Genomic DNA, 22,978 nt, shown 5'->3' on the forward strand with positions numbered 1-22,978 from the left:
TTATTTTTTTTCCTTCCTTGCCGATTGTTTGTACCGCTTCTCCATCCACAAAAAAATATTTGTTATCACTTTTGCTGTCAATAGGACAATCAAATACCCTCCGAACAAGTGGAAATAATGAGTATCTCCATACAACCGAAAAAGGCCAACTGCAATTAAAAATGGCTTAAAGACAAATGCTAAAAATACTGCTGTAAGGATGGAATACACATAATAGTTCTTTCCTTTATTCAATGTCCACTGATAAACAAGCATAAAAACTACAGGTATTAAGCTCGAATCTAAGGATATTCCGGGAGTCACCGGAACCAGCGGAAACGGATAATTCCAAAAGCCGCTGTTTTTGCCGTACCAGTCTGTATAATTGAAAAACACATGAATGCTGTAACCGTAAAAACCCAGCAGAAAAATCCTACTTCGATCTATTCTGAAATAAAGCACAATTAGCGGAACAAAGAAAAAAGCCGCCATCAGCCAGTATTCAAAGGATGCATACAGCGAATAATCCATCCAGTAAGAATTGAGGGCATCCTGCCCTTTTTCATTCATCTCTACAATTTTATCGAATTCTTCGACCCTTTTATTCTCCATCACTAATCATCCTTATGAGCTGCTTCATTAATATTATTTCATGGCTGTTCCAAAAATAATTATTTTGTTCTCCTAACTATAATATCAATCAATATTTTCAAAAATATTCCTCGGACTTTTGCCATCCAGTAATTAAGACTCATGGGGCACCCTGCAAGACTAACTATTCCCTCTTATCTGGCAGAATAAAGGCCATGGATCCCTATTAGTCAGATGAGATGTTTAAATGTTAATAATTAGAGAAAAATTAGAGAGTACACATTAAAAAGTCAAAGTTTTTATACAGCAAGGAGGAATAGTCATGAGCAGCAATAAAGCAGCTATTATAACAGGTGCAGGAAGCGGAATAGGACAATCAACAGCGGTACGTTTAGCAAAAGAAGGTGTAGATATAGCTGTTGTCGATATAAGTGAAAAAGGCGGTAATGAAACAGTCGAGATGGTTAAAGGGCTGGGTGCCAATGCTATCTTTATTAAAGCTGATGTCTCCAGGAAAGAAGAAGTTAAAAATTATGTAGATAAGACCCTTGAAGAATTCGGCAAGATAGATTATTTCTTCAATAATGCGGGTATTTCCGGCAGCGGCCAATTCTTTCTTAACACAAGTGCAGAAGAAATTGAGCAAATTGTTGGCATCAACCTCATGGGAGCGCTGTATGGCGTCCGCTATGTTGCTGAAGAGATGCTGAAGAAAGGCGGTGGTTCAATCGTTAATACCGCTTCCAGTGCAGGTGTAATCGGGCAGGATTCTGTTGTAACATATTCCGCAACAAAGCATGGTATCGTTGGATTAACGAAGAGCATGGTTGCTGAGTATGCAAAAGATGGTTTAAGAGTAAACGCTATTGCTCCAGGTCCGACTGAAACTCCCATGGTTAAGGCCTTTTATGAGGCAAATCCTGAAATGAAGGAGAATGCAACAGGCGGCATTCCCCAAAAGCGTTTAGGAACACCGGAAGAAGTAGCAGAGCTTGTCACTTTCCTTCTAACTTCCAAAGCAGAATATATTAATGGTGAAGTAATCAGAATTGACGGCGGCTTCACTAATACTAAATAGCAATAAGAATATGGCATAAAGCAGAGGGACCCCCTCTGCTTTTCATTATCTATCTGTATATACCTATAATACTAAAAGCAGCACACTATCCTGCCTCACTTAAGCATTCTTCAGGGAGCTAAACTTCTGCCCGGTTCTTTTGCATGGAAATGAATATATTGGTGATGATTTTAGCGACGAGGAAAAAAGCAATATAACATAAGAACAAATGGAAATAATTCACGCCCTTGAACATTCTGAAAAAATCTAAGCTGACTAATATAGGCTTAATGACAAAAGCAAATACAGCAGATAATAGCAATGAATATAAATAAAAGTTCTTCTTGTGGTTTAATGTCCACTGGTAAAGAAGGATGAACGTAACAGGAACAAATGATGCATCCAGGGCAAAGCTCGGGAGGACAGGCAGCAGTTCATAAGGATACTCCCACAGACCCAGCCTGATTCCGATTGAATTCGTATAAGCAAACCAAATATGATAATTCAGTCCATAAAAACCCAGGAGCAGTATTTTACTTCGGTCAATTTTAAAATACAGAAGGATCAGCGGGACAATAAGAATAATAATTACTGCCCATAGCTGCCAATCATTAAAGCTCGAATACTCTTTCCAATATTCAATCTGCTCACTGGAAAGAGCCCCTGCCTTTTCTCTTATATCCTTAAGCATCTCCCGCTGTCTCTCACCCATCAAATACACACCTTTACTTTGAATTTAGTTCTGTTATTCATGCCATGCTGATTTTTGGCCCATCTGTGAAACTTTGTTTAGCACAGCATGATAATGGGATACAAGAATAGGTTTTGGTGTTACGGAACAAATTATTCCAAGATGCATTAGAAAAGCGGACTCAAAAAAGAACGCAGACTATAAATGCCGTGTTCAAAGGCAATGTCTTATAAATCCTGCCAAAAAGCCTTAAAAACACTCTCCTGGAATGGCATCTATGAAGTGACAGCAGCCAAGACAGCCATTTAAGCTGGAAATATGCTTCTTTGTCATAAAACGAAAAAATGCCAGCTGCAATGAGCCGGCATTTACCTGGAAAACGGTAAGAACATATTTAATTGCTGTCCTGATTGACCAGTTCAACTATGTCCTTAATCGTATAATCTTTCAAATATTCGCCAAGATGCTCTTCTGCTCCGATGAAGATGCTGAAGAGAACGTTCCGCATATTGGCCCCTACTATGCATTGTTCGTTGGATTCCGGACATTTTGGCTGCAATGCGCCTTCAGAGGTGATTTTATAGATATCCCATAAACTGACCTCATCCAGCTCCCTTGCAAAAATAAATCCTCCGCCGGTGCCTTCCTTGGATTTGATAAAGCCATTCCTTTTTAAAAGGCTCAATACTTTACGGATCCGTACAGGATGGACCCCGGCGCTCTTGGAAATTGCCTCGCTTGTAGACATCCGGTCCAGCTGCAGCGCAAGATAGGCCAGGCTGTGAATGGCTAGTGTAAAGTCGCTGTTCATGGATAGCCTCCTAACTAAGCAGAGTTCCAAGCCATTCTGCTGTTTTATGCATCAGCAGATCAGTTGGCCAAATTCTGCATTTGCATGAATGAGAATGTGCGCAGTTTCCGCGGAAGGAAACTTCTGATTTCTTCATCATTATATCCGACCTGCAGCCTTTTTTCATCAATGATGATCGGCCTTCTAAGCATCTGCGGATTGTCAGCAATCAACTGATACAGCTCTTTAAGCGGAAGAGAATCTATTTCCATATCCAGCTGCTGATAAGCTTTTGATTTGGTTGAGATGATTTCTTCAGTCCCATTTTCCGTCATGCGCAGAATGGATTTAATTTCTTCAACAGAAAGCGGTTCGTTAATGATGTTTCTTTCAGTATACTCAATATTATGCTCTTCAAGCCATGCCTTTGCTTTGCGGCAGGATGTACAGCTGGATGATACATATAGATTGACCATTAATCATGCACTCCTTTAATGAAGATATAATGTTATATAGTGATTATTTTATGATTATAATTAAAGTGTAAAATAAAAAGTTACAGTTGCAGCAAAAAAATAAATACAAATTTAAATCCCTTACTGTAATTTTAATATTTACAGTTGAAAAAGTCAACCTGTTTCTTGCTTAGGGATCTGGTCATTGCATGATCTTTTACCAGCCCCCAGCGAGCTTCTTGATCCTAGTATAAAAGAAGAATACGTATTGTGACGGATTACTCCTTAGCCAGAGCTTCATGATCGGCAGCTGCAGGAGGTGCTTCAAACCAGGCATTTTTAATCATAAGCTGCATGCCATCCTCAGCGATCAGAGCAATTTCTACATTCATTCTGGTATATGCAGAAACAATATCCCTTCTTTGGCTGAGGGCTGCTGCTTTGCCATAATAACTGATTGCTGCCGACAAAAGGCCAGTTATATGGAAAAGCATCAGCTTATCAGAAAATGGCGGCACAGTTGAATCTGTCACTTCCGATTCAAAGACTTTGGGGACATGCAGGTTCTCTTCTTTCAGTAATGATGCAAGTATTTCAAAGTGCTTTACACAAAGCCCTCTTGCCCTTTCCATGTACGCCCTCACATCATTGGATTTGCAAACCTGGCTGAAGCCGAGCTCTAATACCATCTTCACCATCGTCTTCTGCATATTCAGAAAGACACCGCTGATTTCAATCGCATTAATGGGCCTGCGTTTTCCAAGCCAGCCCTTCATATAACCGTTTTTGATAAAATGCACTTTCTGTTTATTATGGAGCGTTGGAGCTTTATCAATTATACCTTTTTGAAGAGCCACCTCGGTAGTGCGGTCATACAGCTCCAGAGCTTCTGAGGTACATTGCATAAAGTATTGCCTGATATCCTTCCGTGAGCATACTGACGTCGCGCCTGCATATCTTGTAAGCCCATGAAGTGCCATGATATGTAAATAAACGATTTTAAAAGCATCCGTAAATAATCCAGGGGCATCTGCATTTACATCTTCTTCAGAAAAGCCTATCGGCAGAGGCTGATTCTCACTTTTCAGGAGCTTTTTAGTCTTTTCTAAATGCGGCTCTGACAGTTCAAGGGCGAACTCAAACACTTCCCGGATATTTTTGTCTTCTGCATCTTTCAGCATATGCTGAAGCACACAGCTTGATAAACTGTCATTTATGTATTGCGACCATATGACAGCATATTCAGAAGCATTCATTTTTGTTTGGTGCTGGATCTGTTCCATGCATTTCCCTCCCTGCTGTATATCCGTTATTTTTAACTTTTTTAATAAAATTATTTATCTTTAAACATAAAGGGAGGGTGCAGGTTTTTATTTCTATTCTGCCATTCATACAAAAAGGCCAAATCCCATGATCCGGCCCCGCTCAATTTTAAACCTTATTCCCTGACAAGAGTGCATCCAGTTTTCTTAGCTGAGAAGAGAACCCCTCAGCAGCCCCCATATCGATGATCTGCCTGATAGCTCCGCTGGAGGGAAATTCAGTGACGGACACATACTTGGTTTTCCCCTCTTCTTCACTAAATGTTGCCGTAATCAGGGTTTTTGGCAATGATTCATTAATATTTCCTTCTTCATCGGAGAAAGCATCAGTATGGACAATTTTCTCTGGTGCCGAGATTTCCTTATAGACAGCAAGCCCCCAAGATTCCATCCCATAAAATTCGCCCTGGCTTTTGTCCTTGCAGGTCATACCATAATGCCATATCCCGCCAGGTTCAAATTCAAATTTCTTATTATTCGTTTCCCAGCCCTCAGGCCCCCACCAGCTTTCCAGCAATTTGGAATCTGAGAATGCTTTAAATACTTCCTCCCTTGGCGCATCAAAAATCCACTCCATTATCAGGTTATTGCCTTCTTCCCTCATAATCAGCTTTCCGCTCATTTATTTCTGCCTCCCTTTTCGTTTGTTCCGCGCTGCCTTTAACTTCTGTCCGTGTTTATATTCAACAGGCAGTAAGCATTTCCTTTAGGCAGGCTTCAATACATTTCGACATTCTTCTCTCAGAATGGCACCTGCACAATCAGCTCATTGCTGCATAGTTTATTGGAAATAACATTCCCTGGGAGAAAATGAACATGACTGCTTATCTGGATTACACTTCCCCGTCCCTTGCGTACGCTTTCGATGTGAATAAAAGCCCCCTTATGAAAAAAGACAAACATAACTTTATCAATATTCTGGGGATTGCCCAGCTGAATACCCTTGAAAATGTTTCCCTGCTTGATATATTTCTAAGCACCGGCAATGCGGTAGAACCCCATTACCACCAGAACGCTGCAGAATTGGTCTACTGCATATCCGGAAAGGCCACTGTTTCCCTGCTGAATCCTTTTACAAAGAATATCCAAAACTATACGATCGGACCAGGACAGGTTGCCAATGTACCTCAAGGCTGGTGGCATTACGAAGTAGCCCTGCAGGATAACACGCATCTTCTTGCTATTTTTAATGCACCTACGCCTGAAGTGATACTTGGTTCTGATATCCTGAAATTTACACCGGCCAATATTATGGCAAATACCTACTGTATAGATGAAAATCAGTGGAATGAGACGGTTGCCCAAGTGCAGCCTACAGCCTATATCGGACCCGCCAATAGCTGCAGCAAATCCAAAAAAATGGCGCGCAGGCACCATTATTCTTATGGACATCAGGGTTCAACTTCCCGGCGATCCGCTTATAGCAGAGCAGGATACTGGCCCGTATATCCAGGATGAATGCTTTCATTCCACAAAAGGATTATTAAATTTAAATGCATCCCCAAAAAGAGGATAAATAAAATCCGCTGCTTTTATTAATAGAAAGCGGCGGACACCTTGACAGAGTTAAGAATAATTTTACTCATAGTTGTTTCTCTTCTTTACTATTGCTGTACTTTTTCCCGGCTCCAGAACCTATGAATACAGTAAACATAATGCAGGAAAAGGTATAGACTCTCTCGTCTTCAATGGGGACAAGCTCAGTGAGCAACAGCCATGCTGCAAAAGGGAGTGTGATCGCCAATGCCCCGGCTGCCATTGTGCCTAATCTGTTGAAAAGTTTTTCACGAATTTTAAAGACAGGCTCTATTGCGAACTCTAAAAAGAGAGCCAGAGCTAATGGAATGGTTATAAACATCCTATTTTCCTTTCCATATTCCATAAATCCGGCCTTTTTTAATAATCCGGATACGAAGGTTCTTTTTTCTTATTCGCTGTCAGGATCAAAATTCCGGAAGTTATCAGGAGGCCGGGAATAATTAATGTGGGAAGACTCAATACACCAACGACAATAAAAATAACCGCTGCGGCTTTAGGATTTTTCTTTATAGTTAAAATGCCGGCCAGGTTAAGGAACAGCATAAGGAGCCAAAAAACGAGAAATATAATAAGCACAACCTCGACAAAATCCATAGTGCCGTCCGCTATTTCCCTGGCTGCTGCCGTTCCGTCCTGCCCTGACATTTCCCGCTGGAATTTTGGATCGCTGCTGATAAGTTCAGTTAAAACATTCGCCGTATACCCCCTTGATACGAGGAAATAGAAGAGCCCTGCGGTAAAGTTTATCAAGACCGTGATGCCAAAAGAAATTAATCCAAGCAGTTTAGGCACCCTATAAGTTTCTTCTGCCAACTTTTTTCTCTCCCTGCTCAATCTGTATTTTTTCATTTATTTGAGTTTTTAGACAAACACACTTTTGGATTCCCACCAGGAATCATTTTCCTTTTTCATTGTAATCTTTGCCTCTTTATTATTCAATACTTCCGGTTATTCTTGTGCCAGGCAAATTCATTGCCTTTAAATAAGCGGACCTTTATATGGAATTTTCGGCATATTGATAAAGTCATAGCCGGCAATCTCATCTGCCTTAGTCAGGTATGCATGCAGACTTTCCACCAGCATCAAGTTCGGGATGCTGGTTTCTTTTTCTTTTATCAAAATGATCGGCTTTTGCAGTGCATACGCATAGCCAAGCTCAAAGGCTGTCCCGCTGTCCACGGAATTTTCTTCATAGTCGTGAATGGCAACTACTACGTCAGCACGCCGCAAATATCTTAAATCATTCTGGAAAACAGTCTTCCTCCAGGGATCAGAAGCGAAAGTCAGCTGCGGGAACTGGTAAAACCTCGCCGAGAAGAAATCAGCCACATAGGGATTCTTCCTCAGTGCATTCTCGAGCCTTCCGATCCTTTCCAGCTGCTCTTCATTAAAAAAGGGGCTGGCGATAAAAACTCTTACCGTCCTGAAAAATTGATTATTTTCCATTGTTATTCCTCCGCATTTTTTTGTATATATATGTGCCGAAGGAATGTGATTATGTTAAATCCTTTCATTCGTCTTCCTCATTATACAAAGCTGCCTGTTTCAGCCGCAGCCGGTAAATGTAAAAGACAGGTATTCCGCCGCAAACTGCGATAATCACACCCAGGACCAGACCATCATCCCATCCATAGCCCGGCGTAATGCTGATCAAATATGAAATGATGGCAGCCCCTCCGAGAATGGCTGCTATGCTTAAAATAAATGACTTTTTCGGGTTTTTCCCCTGTCTCTCATGCTCTACGCTAACACTCATGGATAGATAAGCAAATACAACCGAGGTTCCGATAAAAACAAGCCAAAGCGGATTCCCACGCATAGCTTCCATGCCGCCTTGCATTAAATCGTATGCAAGAATGCAAAGGATTCCCAGCGTCTGGACGATATAGACTATCCGTACATGCTCCAAATTCCTTTGCTTCAAACGTTCATCGGTCATTTTTTTCATCTCAGCTCCTCCTCTTCCACCCAAAATAATTCGTCCAGCTTTGACTGGACTGCATAGCAGATCTGCAGGCACAGCTTTAAAGAAGGATTATACTTGCCCTTTTCAATCAAGCTGACCGTCTGCCTTGTAATTCCCACCCGATCCGCCAGCTCTTGCTGGGTCAGCTCTGCCTGCAGCCGGGCCTGCTTTACATTATTTTTCATATATTTTTCCTCCACCCAGAATGTAACATATATATTCCTTTTTGTAAATTATATATTCCGTTCTCATATGTGGAGTCTTACGAAAAAAAAGAGACAGGGTCGCCTGTCTCTTCAAACTTCTGCTAATGTTCTTCTCCCCGGTATTCGAGAATATCTCCCGGCTGGCAGTCCAGCGCCCTGCAGATGCTGTCAAGCGTGGAAAGCCGCACTGCCTTTGCTTTGCCGTTCTTCAGTATTGAGAGATTGGCCATGGTAATACCCACCCGCTCGGACAGCTCTGTAACACTCATTTTCCTTTTTGCCAGCATAACATCTATGTTAATGATTATTGCCATTCCTTCACCTCAGATAGTCAGTTCATTTTCATTTTTCATGGTTAGGGCGCTCCGCAGAAGCTCCTTCAGGACAGCTGCAAACACACTGATGACAAAAGAACAGAAAGCAATGGCTGCACCCATAAGGAAGACTCCTGGATGAAGGGCCCCGGCAGCTCCAACTCCGATGATCCCGGCAGCATATATAAGCCCCAAAGCAATGCCGCAATTCCTGATGCAGCGCAGCGACTGCACAGAGAAATCGGAAAAAGCAGTCTGCCCTTCAATGTATCTTAATAATTTCCATGATTCATACAGCGCAATGTAAAATGGAATCGCGGCCGCATACATGCCCAAAAGGACCGGCCATTTCAAATAAGCAAACTCAGGGTTCTCTGCAGCTGCATCACCTGCAAGTCCAGGCAGAAGAAAAATACAGAGGAGTGCCACGATCAACCCCATAATAAGGATGGCGGCTTTCAGGAAACTCGTTATAGCCTTGTTCATAAGGTACCTCCGGTTTAAGGATTATTAATAATATACTAATACAACATTTATCGTATTTCAATAAAAAAGGAGCATATGTCAGTAAAAGTTCATCGAAATTTAATATTAAACCATTGACTTCATTTATTGATTTACGATAAATTATCTTTACATATCAATAATGGAGGCGGTAAGTCGTGACATCCTTTTTACTTTTGGGAATCATCGGAGTTGCTTTTTTGCTTATTCTGTACAAAAGAAAACCCGCACTTGAGGGGAGTGCAGCCAATCGGAAGATGGTGCATTTATTGAGTCAGGCTCCCTGGTTTCAAAGCCATTGGAGAGCTGGTTTGTTTTTATTTGTTACCAATGCACTGCTATTTGCGGCAACACTCTTGATTTTGTATTCGCTGCTGTTTTTGAATATCCCTTATATACACCTGCTGATCATGTTCCTTGCAGCAGCCTTCAGCATCCGCTTTTGGCTTGATATAAAACTGGCTTGGAGAGGCGCTGCAAAAGAGCGGTTGAAAGCGGGCTTGATTGGAAGCAGCTTTTATCTGATTATTTTCGTTATCTTTCTCTATGAGTTTGCATCAGCAGAATCTGAATTTCCTGGTGATGATCCCTTTATGCGGGCCATCGGTTTCTTCTTTGGAATGATTGTGGCTGCCACAGCAGCGATTTCCTGTGTAGCAGCTATAGGATTTTCCAGTAAAGGACATGAAAAAAGGCAGATATAGCATCTGCCAGAACATTACCGTATATATTGCACCGGCGGGACAGACTGTATCAGAATCAATCCATCATACTGTTCAGCCGGAACGAGGGTATTTGGATACGAACTCAGCAGTTTCAAGCTGACAATCAGCATTACTGCTCATGATAGACATTCAAATAGTGCTCCCTTATATTATAGATTTAAAGAACTGCGCGAGACAGTTCTTTCTATTACCAAGCAATTCTAAAGACCTTTTTCAAAGCAAACACATTCATGCACCCGTTTAAATCTCTTTTTAATTACTGCGGTTTCTTCCCCTGTATAATGGGCAAAAACCTGCACAGGATGCAGATTCTTCAAGCCTGCAGAGACAGCACCTTTCAGCTCGGAATCTCCTTCCATGTAAACATGCAAGTACGATTCTTTTTGAACGAAGCCGTTGCTCTCATACCAAGCGCGAACCCAGTTATCATCACGGGTCCATGCTTCCATCCTGTTCAATCCCTGTTCCCTGGCGAGCCTTTCTGCTTCCTCCAGCAGGGCTGCTCCAATTCCCCTCCGCCTAAAGTCGGGGTGGACAGCAATATGCCAAATCATGCCGCCCAGCCCGGTTCCGCGGGAGCAAACCGTCTCTTCTTCTTCCTCATATTCCAGATCAAGCAGCCCTGCTATCATTCCGTCCACTTCGGCAACAAGCTCAATCGCCGGATTTTCGTATCGTTCCTTTTCACGCAAGACATTGTCAAAATAAGCCGTATCCAAAAATGACAGCACCCTGCAGCGGACCCAGCCTTTCTCATCTTCCGGCTGATAGGTTCTGATAATCATAAATTCCTCCTTCAGGGCCGCTTACAGCAAGGCCCCTATTCCTTCTTTAAAAATATTCTTTGGCTGATACGACAAGTTCCTGAAATTCCTCTTTGGCTATTCAAGAGGCATCACCTCCAAAATTTTCATGATCTTACATTGAAAAACTTGTTACCATGGAATGGTTCTTTATCAGGTATGGAAAATCCTTCTAAATCCTTAAAAAGCAAACAAAAAGTAAGGGATATTCTTTAAACAAAAAAAGGCCCTCACATTTGGAGGACCTGATAGGCTTTTTAATGGATGCTTCTCTTTTTAAAACGTCCGCCCCTCACCTCAGTGATATCAGCTATCGCTAAAAAGGCGGACGGATCAAGTTCTTCAAGGATACTGGTGAGCTTGGATTCTTCCAGTCTGTTGATGATGCAGAAAATTACTTTCTTGTCGTCTCCTGTGTATGCGCCTTCCCCTTTCAGGTACGTGACACCGCGTCCCAGCCGGTCATTGATGGTATCGCCGATTATGTCAGCTTCTTCGCTGATGATCCAGACCGATTTGGATGCTTCGAGGCCGTCAGCGACAATATCAATCGCTTTTGCAGCGATGACATAGGCAAGTATAGATTACATGGCCCGGTCCCATGTGTAGACAAAGCCTGCAGAGCTCAGAATGAAGAAGTTGATGAACATGACGATTTCCCCGACAGAAAAAGGGACACGCTTGCTGATGACGATGGACAGAACTTCAGTCCCGTCAAGCGCTCCGCCATTGCGGATGACAAGCCCTACGCCAATTCCGAGGAAAATGCCGCCGAAAATTGTGGCTAAAAGAATATCCTCTGTAAAAGGAGGGATTGGGTGAAAGAATGAAGCAAAAAGGGAGAGCATGATGATGCCGTAAATGGCAGAAAGCGAAAATGTTTTGCCCATCTGCTTGTAGCCTAAATAAATGAAGGGCAAGTTCAAGACGAATAAAAATAAACCCAGCTTGATTCCTGTAATATGAGAAAGCATAATGGATATGCCTGTGATTCCGCCGTCAATTACCTGGTTGGGGATCAGGAAAATTTCAAGCCCGGTAGCCATCAGCAAAGCACCAAGCGTTATAAATACCATGCGCTGGATAATCTTGAGCCTGGAAAGCTTTTTATGACCCTTCTTTAATGTTATAAGTTCTTCCAAGTGGCACACCTCTATATTGTATTTGTTTTCAATTATACCTTAAGTCTGCTATTTTAGAGGTGTTTGAGGATTGGTTGATTGTTCACCGGACTTCCTCTCAATTTTAAAAAATCCGCAATTCCCTAACCAGATTTGCCACTTCAGCCGGCCTTACAGGCAAATCTGCCAATAAACCGATATCCACCCAAAGCGGCTCATAGGTGCCGCGGCCCTTTGCCGGATCGAATTCTTCTCCTGTCCCGCTCCCAAAAATACCAGCCCTCATCTCTGCAAAATAAAAAAATTGCGGTCCATCAAAATCATGACGGACCAGCAGTCTGCCAACCTTCACTTCAATTCCCAGTTCTTCAAGGACTTCACGTGCTGCTGCCTCCTCAGCCAGCTCTCCAGGCTCTGCCCCTCCGCCGGGGAACACATAATATTCTTCACTTTCCCGGATCCGCTTAATGAGTGCCACTTTACCATCTTTTACAATAACTGCCCTGCCGCAGATTCTCATTTCTCTCTACTTCCCCTTCAATAAAATTGTTCAGAAAGCTTTACAATTTCTCTAATGACAGAACCAGCCTCTTCATTATTTTTTATAACAAAAAGATAATCTGCTTCATTTTCGGCGGGGTCTTCCCTACGGGCATCCTGCTGCCGCTCCAGCACCTCTTTAAAGGTGGCTGCATTCCTGAAAATATTAGTGCTCCTGTTGCTTTCTGCAGCTCTTGCTTCCAGAATGGAATCCGGGATTTGGAAATGAACCATAATCCGGAAGAAATCTTCACTCGGAAATAGTTCATTCAACAGATAGTCCCTGTCTTTCCTGCTGAGATTAGAATTGCAGATGATCATATGCAGGCTGGTATTTTCTTTTGCATATTCGACAATATATTTTGATAGCCCGTGCTTGAGGGTATTCGGCCCGCTTACAGGCTGAAGAGCTTCATAATATGTATGGATAAATCCCGCGTGATTATCCTGGTCCATCACAAAAGAGCCTTTCAGCTCTTTCTTCAATTCTCCCGCAAATGTGCTTTTTCCGCTGTGTGTTTTCCCGACGGTCATGATTACAAATCGTTTCACAGTTTCAGCTCCCACTCGTAAAATCAGACAAAAAAAGGACCAGGAGGCCCTTTTACTGCGATACCATAAATTTCTCCTTGAATGAAGGACTCAGCTCGCTCCATACATCGAACAGATTGCCGTCCGGATCCCTGAACACAAAGTTCCTGCCAGCGTGTCCCCTCTCCTCGATCTCGCCTGTATGGACTCCTTGTTCACGGAACTCCTGATGAACCGCTTCAAGGGCAGCCTGCCCATCCACTTCAAACGTCAGAGAAAACCTTTCTGCTCCCGAAGCATCTGTGAAATTACTAGTTTGTGATTCTGCTGCTTTAACAAGGAAAAAGCTCTGGTTCGCCAAATTAAGGATAGCTTTGTCTTCATCAATATAATTCAGCTCTGCCCCCAGCTTTCCCGCATACCAATTTGCAGATGCCTGAACATCCTTAACCGGAATATAAGTAGTACCTACTCTCCAAATCTTTTTGCTCATAAGAACCCCTCCTGGAAAATTCAGTATATACAGAGATTCTCCATCCAGAAGCAGGATTCCTTTTATTCTGCTGCATTATTTGCCTTTTTTCTCGAAGAAATTGAAATCCAGGCTGCTGTATAAAGGATGATGATCAGGACCCCGCTGATTAGAAACAGATAAAAAGAGGCAGTCCTTCCCTCAGCAAAGCTGCTGTATGCCTGAGAAAAAGAAACGAGTGAAACAAAATATCCGATAAAAATCTGAAATGGCTGTATATGTTTGAACATTGCAATCCCTCCTGCTGACTGTTAGTATTATACCATAATTTCCCTTATATCTTAATCAACAGCACTGGAGGTATAGTATGTATCTAGGAGATTGGCTGATTTTAATAGCCGTTGTTTTACTGACTTTGCTGGGTGTATTCTCTTTTACTCTGTTTATGCGAAGGATGGTGTCCCGTTCAGCGGCCTCCTATTCTTCTGATCAGGAGCTGCACGCCAAGCTGGATGAAATCATCAGATTGCTGAATAAGCTGGAAAAAGATAAATAATTATCTATGCCCTCCTGATCCGGGGGGTTTTCTTATTCTCCTGTTAAAAGCTAAAATGAAATGTAACTTTTTATAAAAAACACAAACCTGAACAGCGGGTGCCCCGTCTAATGGTTGGAAGGGAGCAAAGAACCGTGGAAGAAACTTTATCAGAAATATTATTGGCAATGGACAGGGAAGCAGCCATTGACCAGATTATGCAGCTTTATGGACAGGATATTCTCCAGCTTGCCTATACATATGTGAAGCAAAAAGATGTGGCAGAGGATCTGACACAGGAAATCTTCATTAAATGCTATAAAAACCTCCATCAATATAACCGAAAATCGATGCTGAAAACATGGCTTTGGCGGATTGCCGTCAATCATTGCAAAGACTATCTCAGAAGCTGGCACAACCGCCATATCATCCTTTCAGAGGAACAGGCAAAATCGGGCAGCGGCATGAAGGATGAGGTCGAGGCAGCCGTCATAAAAAAAGATGATGATTCACAGCTCGCAGCGGCAGTCATGAACCTGCCGGACCACTACCGAGAAGTCATCTACCTGCATTATTTCGAGGAGATGAGCATGAAGGAAATAGCGGCCGTCACTGGCATCAACCAAAATACGATCAAGACGCGCCTGAAGCGGGCAAAGCAGCTATTAAAAGAAAGACTGGAGGAGCTATGATGGAAGAGCGCCTGAAGAAATTAAAAAAAGTGATGGAAAATTCCGTTTTCCAGGACCTGTCATTTACCGGCAAAAGCCGTGAAGAGGTAAAGGCAAAGGCAAGAAATCTTCAGATAAAAAGTGATGAAGATGTCATCCTTGCTGTCCTGCAGCTGCTTGTCATTGAAAAGACAGGATTTGAATTGACAAGAAGCATCATCGCAAGGGGAATTTCTAACTTTGAAAAAAACGAAGGCTTCCTCTATGCCCTGCTGCACAGGCTGGAACGGAAAAACTATCTTCAGTCCAGCTGGCAGGATTCACGCAAATACTACCAGCTGAATGACAGGGGCAGGAAACTCCTGGAGCAGTCAGAGAAAAAATCGGCCGGCAGGCGTACGGCCCTGCAGGAATTATGGGAGGGCTGAAATAATGGCTGCTGAAAAAGACGGCTTCCTCTCGGAGGTCAAAAAGCATATAAAATCCAAAGAAGCCAAGGTTTTTATCCATAAAGAGCTGGAGCATCATCTCCAGGAAACGAAAATAGAGCTGATGGCAGAGGGAATCGAAGAAACAGAGGCGGAAGAAAAGGCAGTCCTGCAAATGGGCAGCCCGGCGGAGCTTGGGATGCAGCTGAACAAAATACATAAGCCGAGGGTGGATTGGCTGCTGATAGGGCTGCTGGCTGCGGCTTTTGGGATGGGGCTGCTTCCATTGTTTAATATCCATTATGAAGATTATGATGTTGCATTTGTTTCAAAGCAAATCTTCTATATTGGCCTTGGATTACTGACTGCACTAGCTGTCATGTTCTTTGACTATCGGAAACTTCAAAAGTGGAGCTGGCACTTGCTTACAATCGGGGTTTTATACCTAGTTTCATTGCTTATAGCTCCATTTTCTATCAGGGCCATAATAAACGGATTCCCATATTTCATGATCCCTGGAATTGGAGCATTCGGCGGAATGTCGATACTGCCATTTTTCTACCTCTTCTGGGCAAGTTTTTTTTCAAAAGAAAAACCAAATCTATGGATAGGCTGGCTTATATTTGCTATTACTTTATTTCTATTCTTATCTTTGCCGGGCTTCCCGATTGCCATGATGTACGGCTTCCTGGTCATGATATTGTTTATCAGAAGCGCAGTAACACGGAAAACCATCATCGCAACCACATCATCTGTCGGAGGCATCCTAGTCTTATTGGGCATATTAGCATGGTTCACAAGCAACGAGTATCAAAAAGTCCGCATATTCGCTTTCCTTAACCCAAAAGAATACTCAGAGACTTCGGGATTTATGTATATTAAGATAAGAGAAATGCTGGCTGAAGGCGGCTGGCTTGGCAATCCGGAAAAAACAGCATCCATTCCAAATTTGCATTCCGATTATGCCTTTGTTAATATCACCTATTTTTACGGATGGCTGATGGCTGGCCTGTTAATTGTCATTCTTGCCCTTCTTTTGGCCAGGATGGTATCTGTCGGCGGACAGATTAAAGACCCTTACGGCAAACAGCTTGTCACAGGGGCAATCGCCCTCTATTCTGTTCAGTTTCTTTACAATATCGGGATGACATTAGGGTTCCTCCCTATCATCTCGATATCCTTGCCGTTCATAAGCTATGGCCTTACACCGGCGATCCTTAATGCTTTTGTCATAGGCATCGCCCTCAGCGTCTACAGGCGAAAGGATTTTACTGCCGCTGCCTGCAAGTAATACTGAAAAAAAGACTTCTTTTCCGGAAGTCTTTTTCCATTCAAAGAAAGATTATTTAATCCTTTCCACAGCATATCCATAATGGCTGAAATCATTTTTAAATAGCTCTTGTACAAGCTTCTTTGTTTCATCATTATAAAAATCAGTGTAATCTGGGAGAGGTGTTTTAATGGTTTGTCTCGAAAATCTTGTATCGGCAAATGATTGCCTGCCATTGCTTTGCATCGCTTGTGTAAGGTGATGGGGGGACTTTACAAATTCATGCAAAGGCGAGTTCTTCAGCTTAAATTTTTGTTCGAGACTCTTTATTTCTGCGGTAAAGTTCTCCAGCCGGATATGATTTTTGACAAACAGCTCTTCATCCTGGATATACTGCTGGGCGATGTGGGGATCAAGCTTAGGATTATCAGCCCCGATTTCTTTTACCTTAAATAGAAACTCCTTGAAGGAAATGCCGGTATCCTTTGCTCCGGGAGCAATCTGATTCAGCAATGTCTCATTATAAATAGCGGCAAGATATGAACTTACCGCTCTTGTATAAGGATTGCGGACCAGTTTATAGGATTCCTTCTTATTAAAAAGGAGCTGCTCTGCTATACGCAATAAATACTGGGGCTGCTTCTGGTAAACCTGCAGCCTGTAGGTATGGACCCATGGATTATGCTTTAATGCCTCATCAAGCTTGCCGATCTGGAAATAAAACCACTTAATCAATGAAGTACATCCGCTTTTCGGGCTCCAGAAAAAAATGACCGGGAAATCCTGTTCGAATAAAGGCGGCCTGGAGTTGGTGAGTACATCCTTCAGCTTTTGTTCTTTTTTATTCATAAGAATCCTTCTGCCTCCCTCTTTTTATACTAATAAATGCAGGCTGGCCGCCCTGCGATTGGACCATAACCCGGTTTTTAGTATAAATATCCGCAAAAAATGAGAAAGCAAATAATGCTTTCTCATTCTTAAAAGGTTAAAGGAAGATCCTGTTCATACAGGATAGTTTTATTCGTTTTTATAGCTTCTTCCTTCTCATCCACTGGGTGGCTGCCCACTTGCTTCCCTTAATTACAGGCGCTCCGCCATGGAGAGTCAGATCATTTAAATCCTGATTATCATAGAAGTATTCAAAATAAACTGCCGAGCCTTTTTGCGGGTTCACAGAAAAATTCAGCTTAGGAAAATAGGTTTCCCCGCCTTCCTCGACATCATTCAGATACATAACAAGCGTGCTGATTCTTGGATTGCTTGCCGCCCTGCTAGATGAAGAGAAAAAGTCAAAATGAGCCTTATATTCCTGCCCGATGTGATAATTCAGCATCTGCAGTCCTTCCCCGTGTTCCACAGGAATGTTCATGATTTGCGACAGCCTTCTTTCAATTCTTGCCACCAGCTCATTTTCGCCTTCTTCAAAAAACATGCTGCTGCTCGTCCTGATATCGTCCACCGTGCGGGTGTTGCCGATTTTTGAACGCTTCAGCTTATCTTCGGACATCCTGATCAATCCTTCACATTCCTCATCACTCAGCACATTACCCAAAATCACAATCAGCGGTTCCTCTAATTTAGCAATGATATGAATCTCTCTATCTTCTGTTTGAATCTTATTACCAATATGATCAAAAATAGTCTGTTCTTTTACATGTGTTTCATTAGCATCTATTTTCAACTTTCATCGTCCTCTTATTCAATTTTTATATTTCTGAAATATTTGATAAATCAAAACCTGGAACCGCTTAAATGGGATTGCTGGCGATCGGGATGCCCATCACGAAATTCGTTTGAATTTCATCTTAATATTACACTGAGGGTAAAAGAATTTCTATCATTTTATTGCTGAATTAGACAAAATAGCATTCATTCAGGGAGCTTATACTCCATACTTTTCAGGTAGCAGCTCCATTACATTGCATTTAACAAGTTTCCCGTGATAAGAAAGAATAACATCCGTTTCCTTTCCATAGTCGCTGATCAGTTCCCGGCACATTCCGCATGGAGCGACTACCCAGCAATCTTCCATATCTTCGTGAGGATGGGGATGGGCGACAGCCACAATCGTCTTCATTTCATGCTCTCCTTCAGAAATAGCCTTCCCCATCGCCATCGCTTCGCCGCAAACCGTGATCCTTCCTACATTTGCCTCCACATGGACGGCTGCAAAGATTTTGCCTGACGATGACCTGACAGCAGAACCGATATGGTGCCGTCCATAACGGTAATTTTTTTTGATGACTTCCTCTGCGGCGTGTATCAGTTCGTAATCTCTTTCATCAAGGTTATTTGTTTTAATCATAGGCACTCTCACCTCATATACAATTCACTGATTCTATTTTATCTTAAACATGCGGAATTTTCTATTTTGCAAAAACATTGAAACATTACAGGCTTTTTTCCGTAAAGTAGAACAGGAGGTTAAAGAATGAAAATTATTTTATGGATACTTGCCGGAGTTGTGCTGCTGGCAGCTGCATTATTTGGAATTGGAGTCTGGATGTATTGGAAGAATTTAAAAAATGAAGAACCTGGCTATCTTGTCTCTTTCATAAAAGAGAAGGCAAAAACAAAAAATGCTGCACTCGTTATAAAATACAATCAGGAGGAAATTGCCAATATCAATCCTGAAACAAGCCTGCCTTTGGCAAGCACAGTCAAATACATTGTGGCATTAGAATTCGCCAAGCAGGCAGCTGCAGGAAAAATAAATCCTGAGCAGCAAGTCAATCTGAAGGAGCTTGAAAAGTACTATGTGCCGAAAACAGACGGCGGCGCCCATGAGGCATGGCTCTCTGAATTAAAAGGAAATAATGCTACACTGCAGCAGGTCACGAAAGGCATGATTGCTTACAGCTCGAATGCGAACACAGATTATTTAATTGAAATGCTTGGACTCCACCACATCAACTCTAATCTGGAAAGCATGAATTTAGAAAATCATGAACCGCTGTACCCGCTGGCCAGTTCCTTATTTATCCCAATGAAACTTATGGAAGAAAATAATCTGTCAAAAAAAGAAGCACTGGCCAAACTAAAGGAAATGCCTTTACAGGATTACCGCGATATGGCAATTGACATTCACAGATCCTGGAAGTCCGCTCCCCCAACAAATGAAGAAAAGTCCCAGCTCCTCAAAAAGCTAGATATGGACTTTCAGCAAATCTGGTCTGACCGACTCCCGAGATCAACGGCTGCAGATTATGCTTCTCTTATGGAAAAATTGAACAGTAAAACTTACCTGGCTGAAGACATACATATACATCTTGACCCGGTTCTCGAACAGCTGATGGAAGACCCCCGCAATCAGGAATGGCTTTTGCATGCAGGCCAGAAAGGCGGCTCTACTGCTTTTGTCCTTACAATGGCTATGTATGCTACAGATAAAGATAACAATCAAACTGAAATCACTTTTCTATCAAACAACCTGAGTCCCATAGAGCAGACAAAACTGACACGCAATATGAACAGCTTCCAGCTGAAGCTGCTGAAGGATGAAGATTTCCGGGAAAAAGTGCGTCAAGAGCTAAAAAATCTAAACTAACAATAAAATCGCCTGGGGCCGCTTATTATTTTTATTTGAGAAATAGACGTCCATCAGCTTTCTCCGCTGGCTGGAACCGTTATTTTGAATTTTAAGAGAAATAGCGGTTCTAGCTCTCTCTGCTGGAACCGTTATTTTAGTTTTTCAGTGAAATAGCGGTTCCAGTGCACCTCGCTGCAACCGTTATTTTAGTTTTCCAGTGAAATAGCGGTCCTAGCTCTCTCCGCTGGAACCGTTATTTTGCTTTTTAAGAGAAATAGCGGTTCTAGCTCTCTCTGCTGGAACCATTAGTTTAGTTTTTCAGCGAAATAGCGGTCCCAGCGCACCACGCTGCAACCATTATTTTAGTTTTTCAGCGAAATAGCGGTCCCAGCGCACCTCGCTGTAACCATTATTTTAGTTTTCCAGTGAAATAGCGGTCCTAGCTCTCTTCGCTGCAACCATTATTTTAGTTTTTCAGCGAAATAGCGGTCCCAGCGCACCTCGCTGCAACCATTATTTTAGTTTTTCAGCGAAATACCGGTTCTAGCGCACCTCGCTGCAACCATTATTTTAGTTTTCCCAATGAAATCGCTTCCCGGCTCACTCCTTTCTTCCGCTGTTACTGTTTTCAGAGAAGCCATGGTCTTACCTTATCACTCTGAATTCAAACCACAAAAATCCCCCTATCTTTATTTCGTTTGAGGGTCGACTTTTCCAGACCCTTTTCAGTCGTTCTAGAAGCCAGAGAAATAAATTTAATCAAATTGTAAATAAAATACTTTTTAAAGTAACAAAAACGGGGAATAAAATGAATAGATTACTTATCTCTATAAAAATTTGAAATACCGGAGGGAATAACCATGAAAAAGTCGACAATGAACATGGCTGCAGGAATCCTGCTATCTGCTGGCGGAGCTGCACTGGCCATTGCGGCAATGAAGAAGCGCAGCGAAGAATCTGCCACTAATACAAGTACCTTTTCATACACAATCAAAGACGGCGTCATAGAAGACACGAGTATGCGGAACAGTGAGAGGATTGACCAGATTGAAAGTGTGGATGCCGATAAAGTGGATGCTGAAAAAGGGCTCACCCAGTATGACTCAGCCTTAAGGGCAGAATGGGTAGCCAATGGATTCCCCCAGACCCGGATGGAGATAGAACTGGAGGAACAGGACATCTAATGAAGGCCTAAAAAGGACTGGCAGAGTCCTTTTTTTCTGGGAATCATAAGCTCTTCGCTCTCTTCTTAACCATTTATAACAAAACATAAATACCAGCTTAATATTTCCCTATTAATATAGAAATCAGCGGGGGCAGCATGCGTGGCTGCCATGGCATTTGGCGAAGGAGGAGCCAGATGCAGGGACAATCCTTTAAAGGGGGCTGGAATTTATGTTTGAATTTATTACAAGGCTGCTGATTCTTACGCCTGTTTTAACCCTGTTTCCTTAATGGCGGCTGTCACATACAGCAATTATTCTGTCGCGTATTTTTCCTTTTTATAAATATTACATATAAAATCCTCTATGATTACTTTGTGGCTGCCCACCATATTCTCCGGAAACTCATCTGGGTGGTAAAATTTAATATTCATCGATTCCTGCGGATCCATTTTCATCTCACCACTAAACGTTTCAGTAAAATATGCAATAGTGACTGCGTAAAATTGATCTCCATTTTCGGCCGTCACCAAATAATTCTTTCCAGAATAAACATTAATCAGCTTTAGAGAACCGGCTGTCAGGCCTGTTTCTTCCCACACCTCCCGCATGCATGTTTCTTCTGCAGACTCCCCAAGTTCCATCAGCCCGCCAGGCAGGCCCCATGATCCTGCCGGAAACACCCTCTGCTGAAGCAGCAGCTGTCCCCTCTTATTGACCAATATCCCAACACTGCCTGTAAGAATAAGCGGCCTGTGGCCAACAATCTTCCTTAGCTCTTCTATATAGCCCATTTGTGCGCCCCCATTCATGTGTTATTAAAGGCTTTTTTATTGTAAAATTCTCCCGCATAAGAGATCCCTCTATGTTATATTGAAAAAAAGAGCAGGAGGACCTTTTTATGAAAATCACCAATACAATTCCTTTTTTTCTCGAAACAGGACATCTTTCCGCTGATTTTTTCAGGGAATACCATCGACAGTATCCTGATATTTTTGCACAGTATTTTCAGTATCACTGCAGGAATCATGAAAAACGCATACCAAAAAGCATTGAGCAGCTTGAGTGTGAAAAAAACCATATTCAAAGAGTGCAGGAAAATATCCTTCCCATTATTCACGAGACGGCCGCCAGGTTTAAAGCAGCTTATGGAGTCGAGTTTCCAATTGAAGTCAGCCTGATTGCCGGCATTTATGGATCAAATGCCTATACTTGGCGGCAAATCATCCCGAATATTACTTTTGCTCTGGAGCAGCTGACCGATGATAAGGAACATTTAAGGGCCATCGTTTCCCATGAATTCGGCCATGCTGCACAAAATATTCTCAGTGATCAGGCTGGAATGGACTGGAAAAGCGTTTCATGGAATAATCCCCTGATCTGGCTTAACCAGGAAGGCGCCGCCATCCATTTTTCGCGAAAAATTGCTCCAGGCCTTGCCTCCTCCGCCTATTTCAGCTTCAATGATCAAGGAGATGCCTGGTTATCCTTCGCCAAGTCCCACACCAATGAAATCATAAGAAAGTTCTATGGAGATTTCAAAAAGCTGCAGCATGAAGAGATATTCAGAGAATGGTTTTCCATCAGAGGCGGCCAATCATTCGGGTTCAGCAGATTTGGCTACTATGTTGGGGACTTATTTTTTCAAAGCCAGATTCAACGGCTGGGAGAAGAAAAAGCGATCATTGCCTGGTGCAAGACAGACTTTCTGGAACAGGTGCAGATCTGGCTGGAGAGCAAAAAATCACTTTCAAGCTGAAAGTGATTTCGTTGCCC

General features: G+C 42.4%; 32 protein-coding genes and 1 pseudogene. 10 read left to right on the top strand and 23 right to left on the bottom strand.

The features are described 5' to 3' along the window. Entirely contained in the window at window positions 1-591 is a 591-nt protein-coding gene (locus tag N288_RS12910) for a hypothetical protein (protein ID WP_009793465.1), read from the bottom strand. 301 nt (window positions 592-892) lie between these two features. Between N288_RS12910 and N288_RS12915 the strand changes: the two genes are divergently transcribed. Continuing rightward, window positions 893-1,648, top strand: coding sequence for an SDR family NAD(P)-dependent oxidoreductase (locus N288_RS12915; RefSeq protein ID WP_009793464.1), 756 nt, complete (start codon window positions 893-895; stop codon window positions 1,646-1,648). 118 nt (window positions 1,649-1,766) lie between these two features. Here the strand turns inward: N288_RS12915 and N288_RS12920 are convergent, their stop codons facing one another. The 5 genes from N288_RS12920 to N288_RS12940 form a co-directional block, all read right to left on the bottom strand. Then, window positions 1,767-2,339, bottom strand: coding sequence for a hypothetical protein (locus N288_RS12920; protein ID WP_009793463.1), 573 nt, complete (start codon window positions 2,337-2,339; stop codon window positions 1,767-1,769). Between the two features lie 373 nt (window positions 2,340-2,712). Next, entirely contained in the window at window positions 2,713-3,129 is a 417-nt protein-coding gene (locus N288_RS12925; protein WP_009793461.1) for an RrF2 family transcriptional regulator, read from the bottom strand. A 59-nt stretch (window positions 3,130-3,188) separates the two neighbouring features. Beyond that, on the bottom strand, window positions 3,189-3,584 hold the full coding sequence (gene spxA, locus N288_RS12930) for a transcriptional regulator SpxA (protein ID WP_009793460.1): 396 nt from the start codon (window positions 3,582-3,584) through the stop codon (window positions 3,189-3,191). 257 nt (window positions 3,585-3,841) lie between these two features. Beyond that, on the bottom strand, window positions 3,842-4,846 hold the full coding sequence (locus tag N288_RS12935) for a DUF3231 family protein (protein WP_009793459.1): 1,005 nt from the start codon (window positions 4,844-4,846) through the stop codon (window positions 3,842-3,844). Between the two features lie 148 nt (window positions 4,847-4,994). Continuing rightward, window positions 4,995-5,507, bottom strand: coding sequence for an SRPBCC family protein (locus tag N288_RS12940; protein WP_009793458.1), 513 nt, complete (start codon window positions 5,505-5,507; stop codon window positions 4,995-4,997). Between the two features lie 194 nt (window positions 5,508-5,701). Between N288_RS12940 and N288_RS12945 the strand changes: the two genes are divergently transcribed. Continuing rightward, window positions 5,702-6,343 (top strand): cupin domain-containing protein, encoded by a 642-nt coding sequence (locus N288_RS12945; RefSeq protein WP_022543947.1) that lies wholly within the window; start codon window positions 5,702-5,704, stop codon window positions 6,341-6,343. A 124-nt stretch (window positions 6,344-6,467) separates the two neighbouring features. Here the strand turns inward: N288_RS12945 and N288_RS12950 are convergent, their stop codons facing one another. From N288_RS12950 to N288_RS12980, 7 genes are all read right to left on the bottom strand, one after another. Continuing rightward, complete coding sequence (locus tag N288_RS12950; RefSeq protein ID WP_009793456.1) at window positions 6,468-6,767, bottom strand: hypothetical protein; 300 nt, start codon at window positions 6,765-6,767, stop codon at window positions 6,468-6,470. Window positions 6,768-6,781: 14 nt separating this feature from the next. Continuing rightward, a complete protein-coding gene (locus N288_RS12955) occupies window positions 6,782-7,237 on the bottom strand; it encodes a DUF4064 domain-containing protein (protein WP_022543948.1) in 456 nt (151 codons plus the stop codon). A 165-nt stretch (window positions 7,238-7,402) separates the two neighbouring features. Beyond that, window positions 7,403-7,870: a nucleoside 2-deoxyribosyltransferase gene (locus tag N288_RS12960; protein WP_009793454.1), complete on the bottom strand. Its 468-nt coding sequence runs from the start codon at window positions 7,868-7,870 to the stop codon at window positions 7,403-7,405. A 64-nt stretch (window positions 7,871-7,934) separates the two neighbouring features. Next, complete coding sequence (locus N288_RS12965; protein ID WP_009793453.1) at window positions 7,935-8,372, bottom strand: hypothetical protein; 438 nt, start codon at window positions 8,370-8,372, stop codon at window positions 7,935-7,937. Beyond that, window positions 8,369-8,575: a helix-turn-helix transcriptional regulator gene (locus tag N288_RS12970; RefSeq protein WP_022543949.1), complete on the bottom strand. Its 207-nt coding sequence runs from the start codon at window positions 8,573-8,575 to the stop codon at window positions 8,369-8,371. Before N288_RS12970 ends, N288_RS12965 begins: the two co-directional genes overlap by 4 nt. 122 nt (window positions 8,576-8,697) lie before the next feature. Further along, window positions 8,698-8,910: a helix-turn-helix domain-containing protein gene (locus tag N288_RS12975; protein ID WP_009793451.1), complete on the bottom strand. Its 213-nt coding sequence runs from the start codon at window positions 8,908-8,910 to the stop codon at window positions 8,698-8,700. Window positions 8,911-8,919: 9 nt separating this feature from the next. Then, window positions 8,920-9,396 carry a DUF2975 domain-containing protein gene (locus N288_RS12980; protein WP_009793450.1) on the bottom strand — a complete coding sequence of 159 codons (477 nt, stop codon included), beginning with the start codon at window positions 9,394-9,396 and terminating at the stop codon, window positions 8,920-8,922. A 329-nt stretch (window positions 9,397-9,725) separates the two neighbouring features. On the opposite strand from N288_RS12980, the gene N288_RS12985 reads away from it, so the two are divergent. Beyond that, window positions 9,726-10,118, top strand: a complete 393-nt coding sequence (locus N288_RS12985; RefSeq protein WP_129612697.1) for a hypothetical protein — start codon at window positions 9,726-9,728, stop codon at window positions 10,116-10,118. Window positions 10,119-10,339: 221 nt separating this feature from the next. Here N288_RS12985 and N288_RS12990 read toward each other — a convergent pair whose 3' ends face one another. The 6 genes and pseudogenes from N288_RS12990 to N288_RS13015 form a co-directional block, all read right to left on the bottom strand. Next, window positions 10,340-10,924 carry a GNAT family N-acetyltransferase gene (locus tag N288_RS12990; RefSeq protein WP_009793448.1) on the bottom strand — a complete coding sequence of 195 codons (585 nt, stop codon included), beginning with the start codon at window positions 10,922-10,924 and terminating at the stop codon, window positions 10,340-10,342. Between the two features lie 275 nt (window positions 10,925-11,199). Then, window positions 11,200-12,018 (bottom strand): annotated as a pseudogene (locus N288_RS12995) (YitT family protein). Window positions 12,019-12,187: 169 nt separating this feature from the next. Beyond that, a complete protein-coding gene (locus N288_RS13000) occupies window positions 12,188-12,583 on the bottom strand; it encodes an NUDIX hydrolase (RefSeq protein WP_009793445.1) in 396 nt (131 codons plus the stop codon). Window positions 12,584-12,600: 17 nt separating this feature from the next. Next, a complete protein-coding gene (locus N288_RS13005; RefSeq protein WP_022543951.1) occupies window positions 12,601-13,155 on the bottom strand; it encodes an AAA family ATPase in 555 nt (184 codons plus the stop codon). Between the two features lie 52 nt (window positions 13,156-13,207). Beyond that, window positions 13,208-13,627, bottom strand: a complete 420-nt coding sequence (locus N288_RS13010; RefSeq protein ID WP_009793443.1) for a VOC family protein — start codon at window positions 13,625-13,627, stop codon at window positions 13,208-13,210. A 62-nt stretch (window positions 13,628-13,689) separates the two neighbouring features. Next, window positions 13,690-13,896 carry a hypothetical protein gene (locus tag N288_RS13015; RefSeq protein WP_009793442.1) on the bottom strand — a complete coding sequence of 69 codons (207 nt, stop codon included), beginning with the start codon at window positions 13,894-13,896 and terminating at the stop codon, window positions 13,690-13,692. Window positions 13,897-13,973: 77 nt separating this feature from the next. On the opposite strand from N288_RS13015, the gene N288_RS13020 reads away from it, so the two are divergent. From N288_RS13020 to N288_RS13035, 4 genes are all read left to right on the top strand, one after another. Then, a complete protein-coding gene (locus N288_RS13020; protein WP_009793441.1) occupies window positions 13,974-14,162 on the top strand; it encodes a DUF4083 domain-containing protein in 189 nt (62 codons plus the stop codon). A gap of 134 nt (window positions 14,163-14,296) precedes the next feature. Further along, a complete protein-coding gene (locus N288_RS13025) occupies window positions 14,297-14,833 on the top strand; it encodes a sigma-70 family RNA polymerase sigma factor (protein ID WP_009793440.1) in 537 nt (178 codons plus the stop codon). After that, a complete protein-coding gene (locus N288_RS13030) occupies window positions 14,833-15,240 on the top strand; it encodes a PadR family transcriptional regulator (RefSeq protein ID WP_022543953.1) in 408 nt (135 codons plus the stop codon). Before N288_RS13025 ends, N288_RS13030 begins: the two co-directional genes overlap by 1 nt. A 4-nt stretch (window positions 15,241-15,244) precedes the next feature. Next, window positions 15,245-16,531 (top strand): FtsW/RodA/SpoVE family cell cycle protein, encoded by a 1,287-nt coding sequence (locus N288_RS13035; RefSeq protein WP_009793438.1) that lies wholly within the window; start codon window positions 15,245-15,247, stop codon window positions 16,529-16,531. A 51-nt stretch (window positions 16,532-16,582) separates the two neighbouring features. On the opposite strand, the gene N288_RS13040 is transcribed toward N288_RS13035, so the two are convergent. The 3 genes from N288_RS13040 to N288_RS13050 form a co-directional block, all read right to left on the bottom strand. Then, window positions 16,583-17,359, bottom strand: a complete 777-nt coding sequence (locus N288_RS13040; protein ID WP_009793437.1) for a sulfotransferase family 2 domain-containing protein — start codon at window positions 17,357-17,359, stop codon at window positions 16,583-16,585. Between the two features lie 178 nt (window positions 17,360-17,537). Further along, window positions 17,538-18,191, bottom strand: coding sequence for a 2OG-Fe(II) oxygenase (locus tag N288_RS13045; RefSeq protein WP_009793436.1), 654 nt, complete (start codon window positions 18,189-18,191; stop codon window positions 17,538-17,540). Window positions 18,192-18,392: 201 nt separating this feature from the next. Further along, entirely contained in the window at window positions 18,393-18,815 is a 423-nt protein-coding gene (locus N288_RS13050; RefSeq protein WP_009793435.1) for a cytidine deaminase, read from the bottom strand. Between the two features lie 126 nt (window positions 18,816-18,941). On the opposite strand from N288_RS13050, the gene N288_RS13055 reads away from it, so the two are divergent. Beyond that, entirely contained in the window at window positions 18,942-20,057 is a 1,116-nt protein-coding gene (locus N288_RS13055; RefSeq protein WP_009793434.1) for a serine hydrolase, read from the top strand. An 842-nt stretch (window positions 20,058-20,899) separates the two neighbouring features. Further along, window positions 20,900-21,223 carry a hypothetical protein gene (locus N288_RS13060; protein ID WP_009793433.1) on the top strand — a complete coding sequence of 108 codons (324 nt, stop codon included), beginning with the start codon at window positions 20,900-20,902 and terminating at the stop codon, window positions 21,221-21,223. 293 nt (window positions 21,224-21,516) lie between these two features. On the opposite strand, the gene N288_RS13065 is transcribed toward N288_RS13060, so the two are convergent. After that, window positions 21,517-21,996 (bottom strand): NUDIX hydrolase, encoded by a 480-nt coding sequence (locus N288_RS13065; RefSeq protein WP_009793432.1) that lies wholly within the window; start codon window positions 21,994-21,996, stop codon window positions 21,517-21,519. A gap of 107 nt (window positions 21,997-22,103) precedes the next feature. Between N288_RS13065 and N288_RS13070 the strand changes: the two genes are divergently transcribed. Further along, window positions 22,104-22,961: a hypothetical protein gene (locus N288_RS13070; RefSeq protein ID WP_009793431.1), complete on the top strand. Its 858-nt coding sequence runs from the start codon at window positions 22,104-22,106 to the stop codon at window positions 22,959-22,961. Window positions 22,962-22,978 lie beyond the last annotated feature (17 nt).

The organism is Bacillus infantis NRRL B-14911 (assembly GCF_000473245.1).
In the GTDB taxonomy this organism is placed as follows: Bacteria; Bacillota; Bacilli; order Bacillales; family Cytobacillaceae; genus Bacillus_AB; species Bacillus_AB infantis.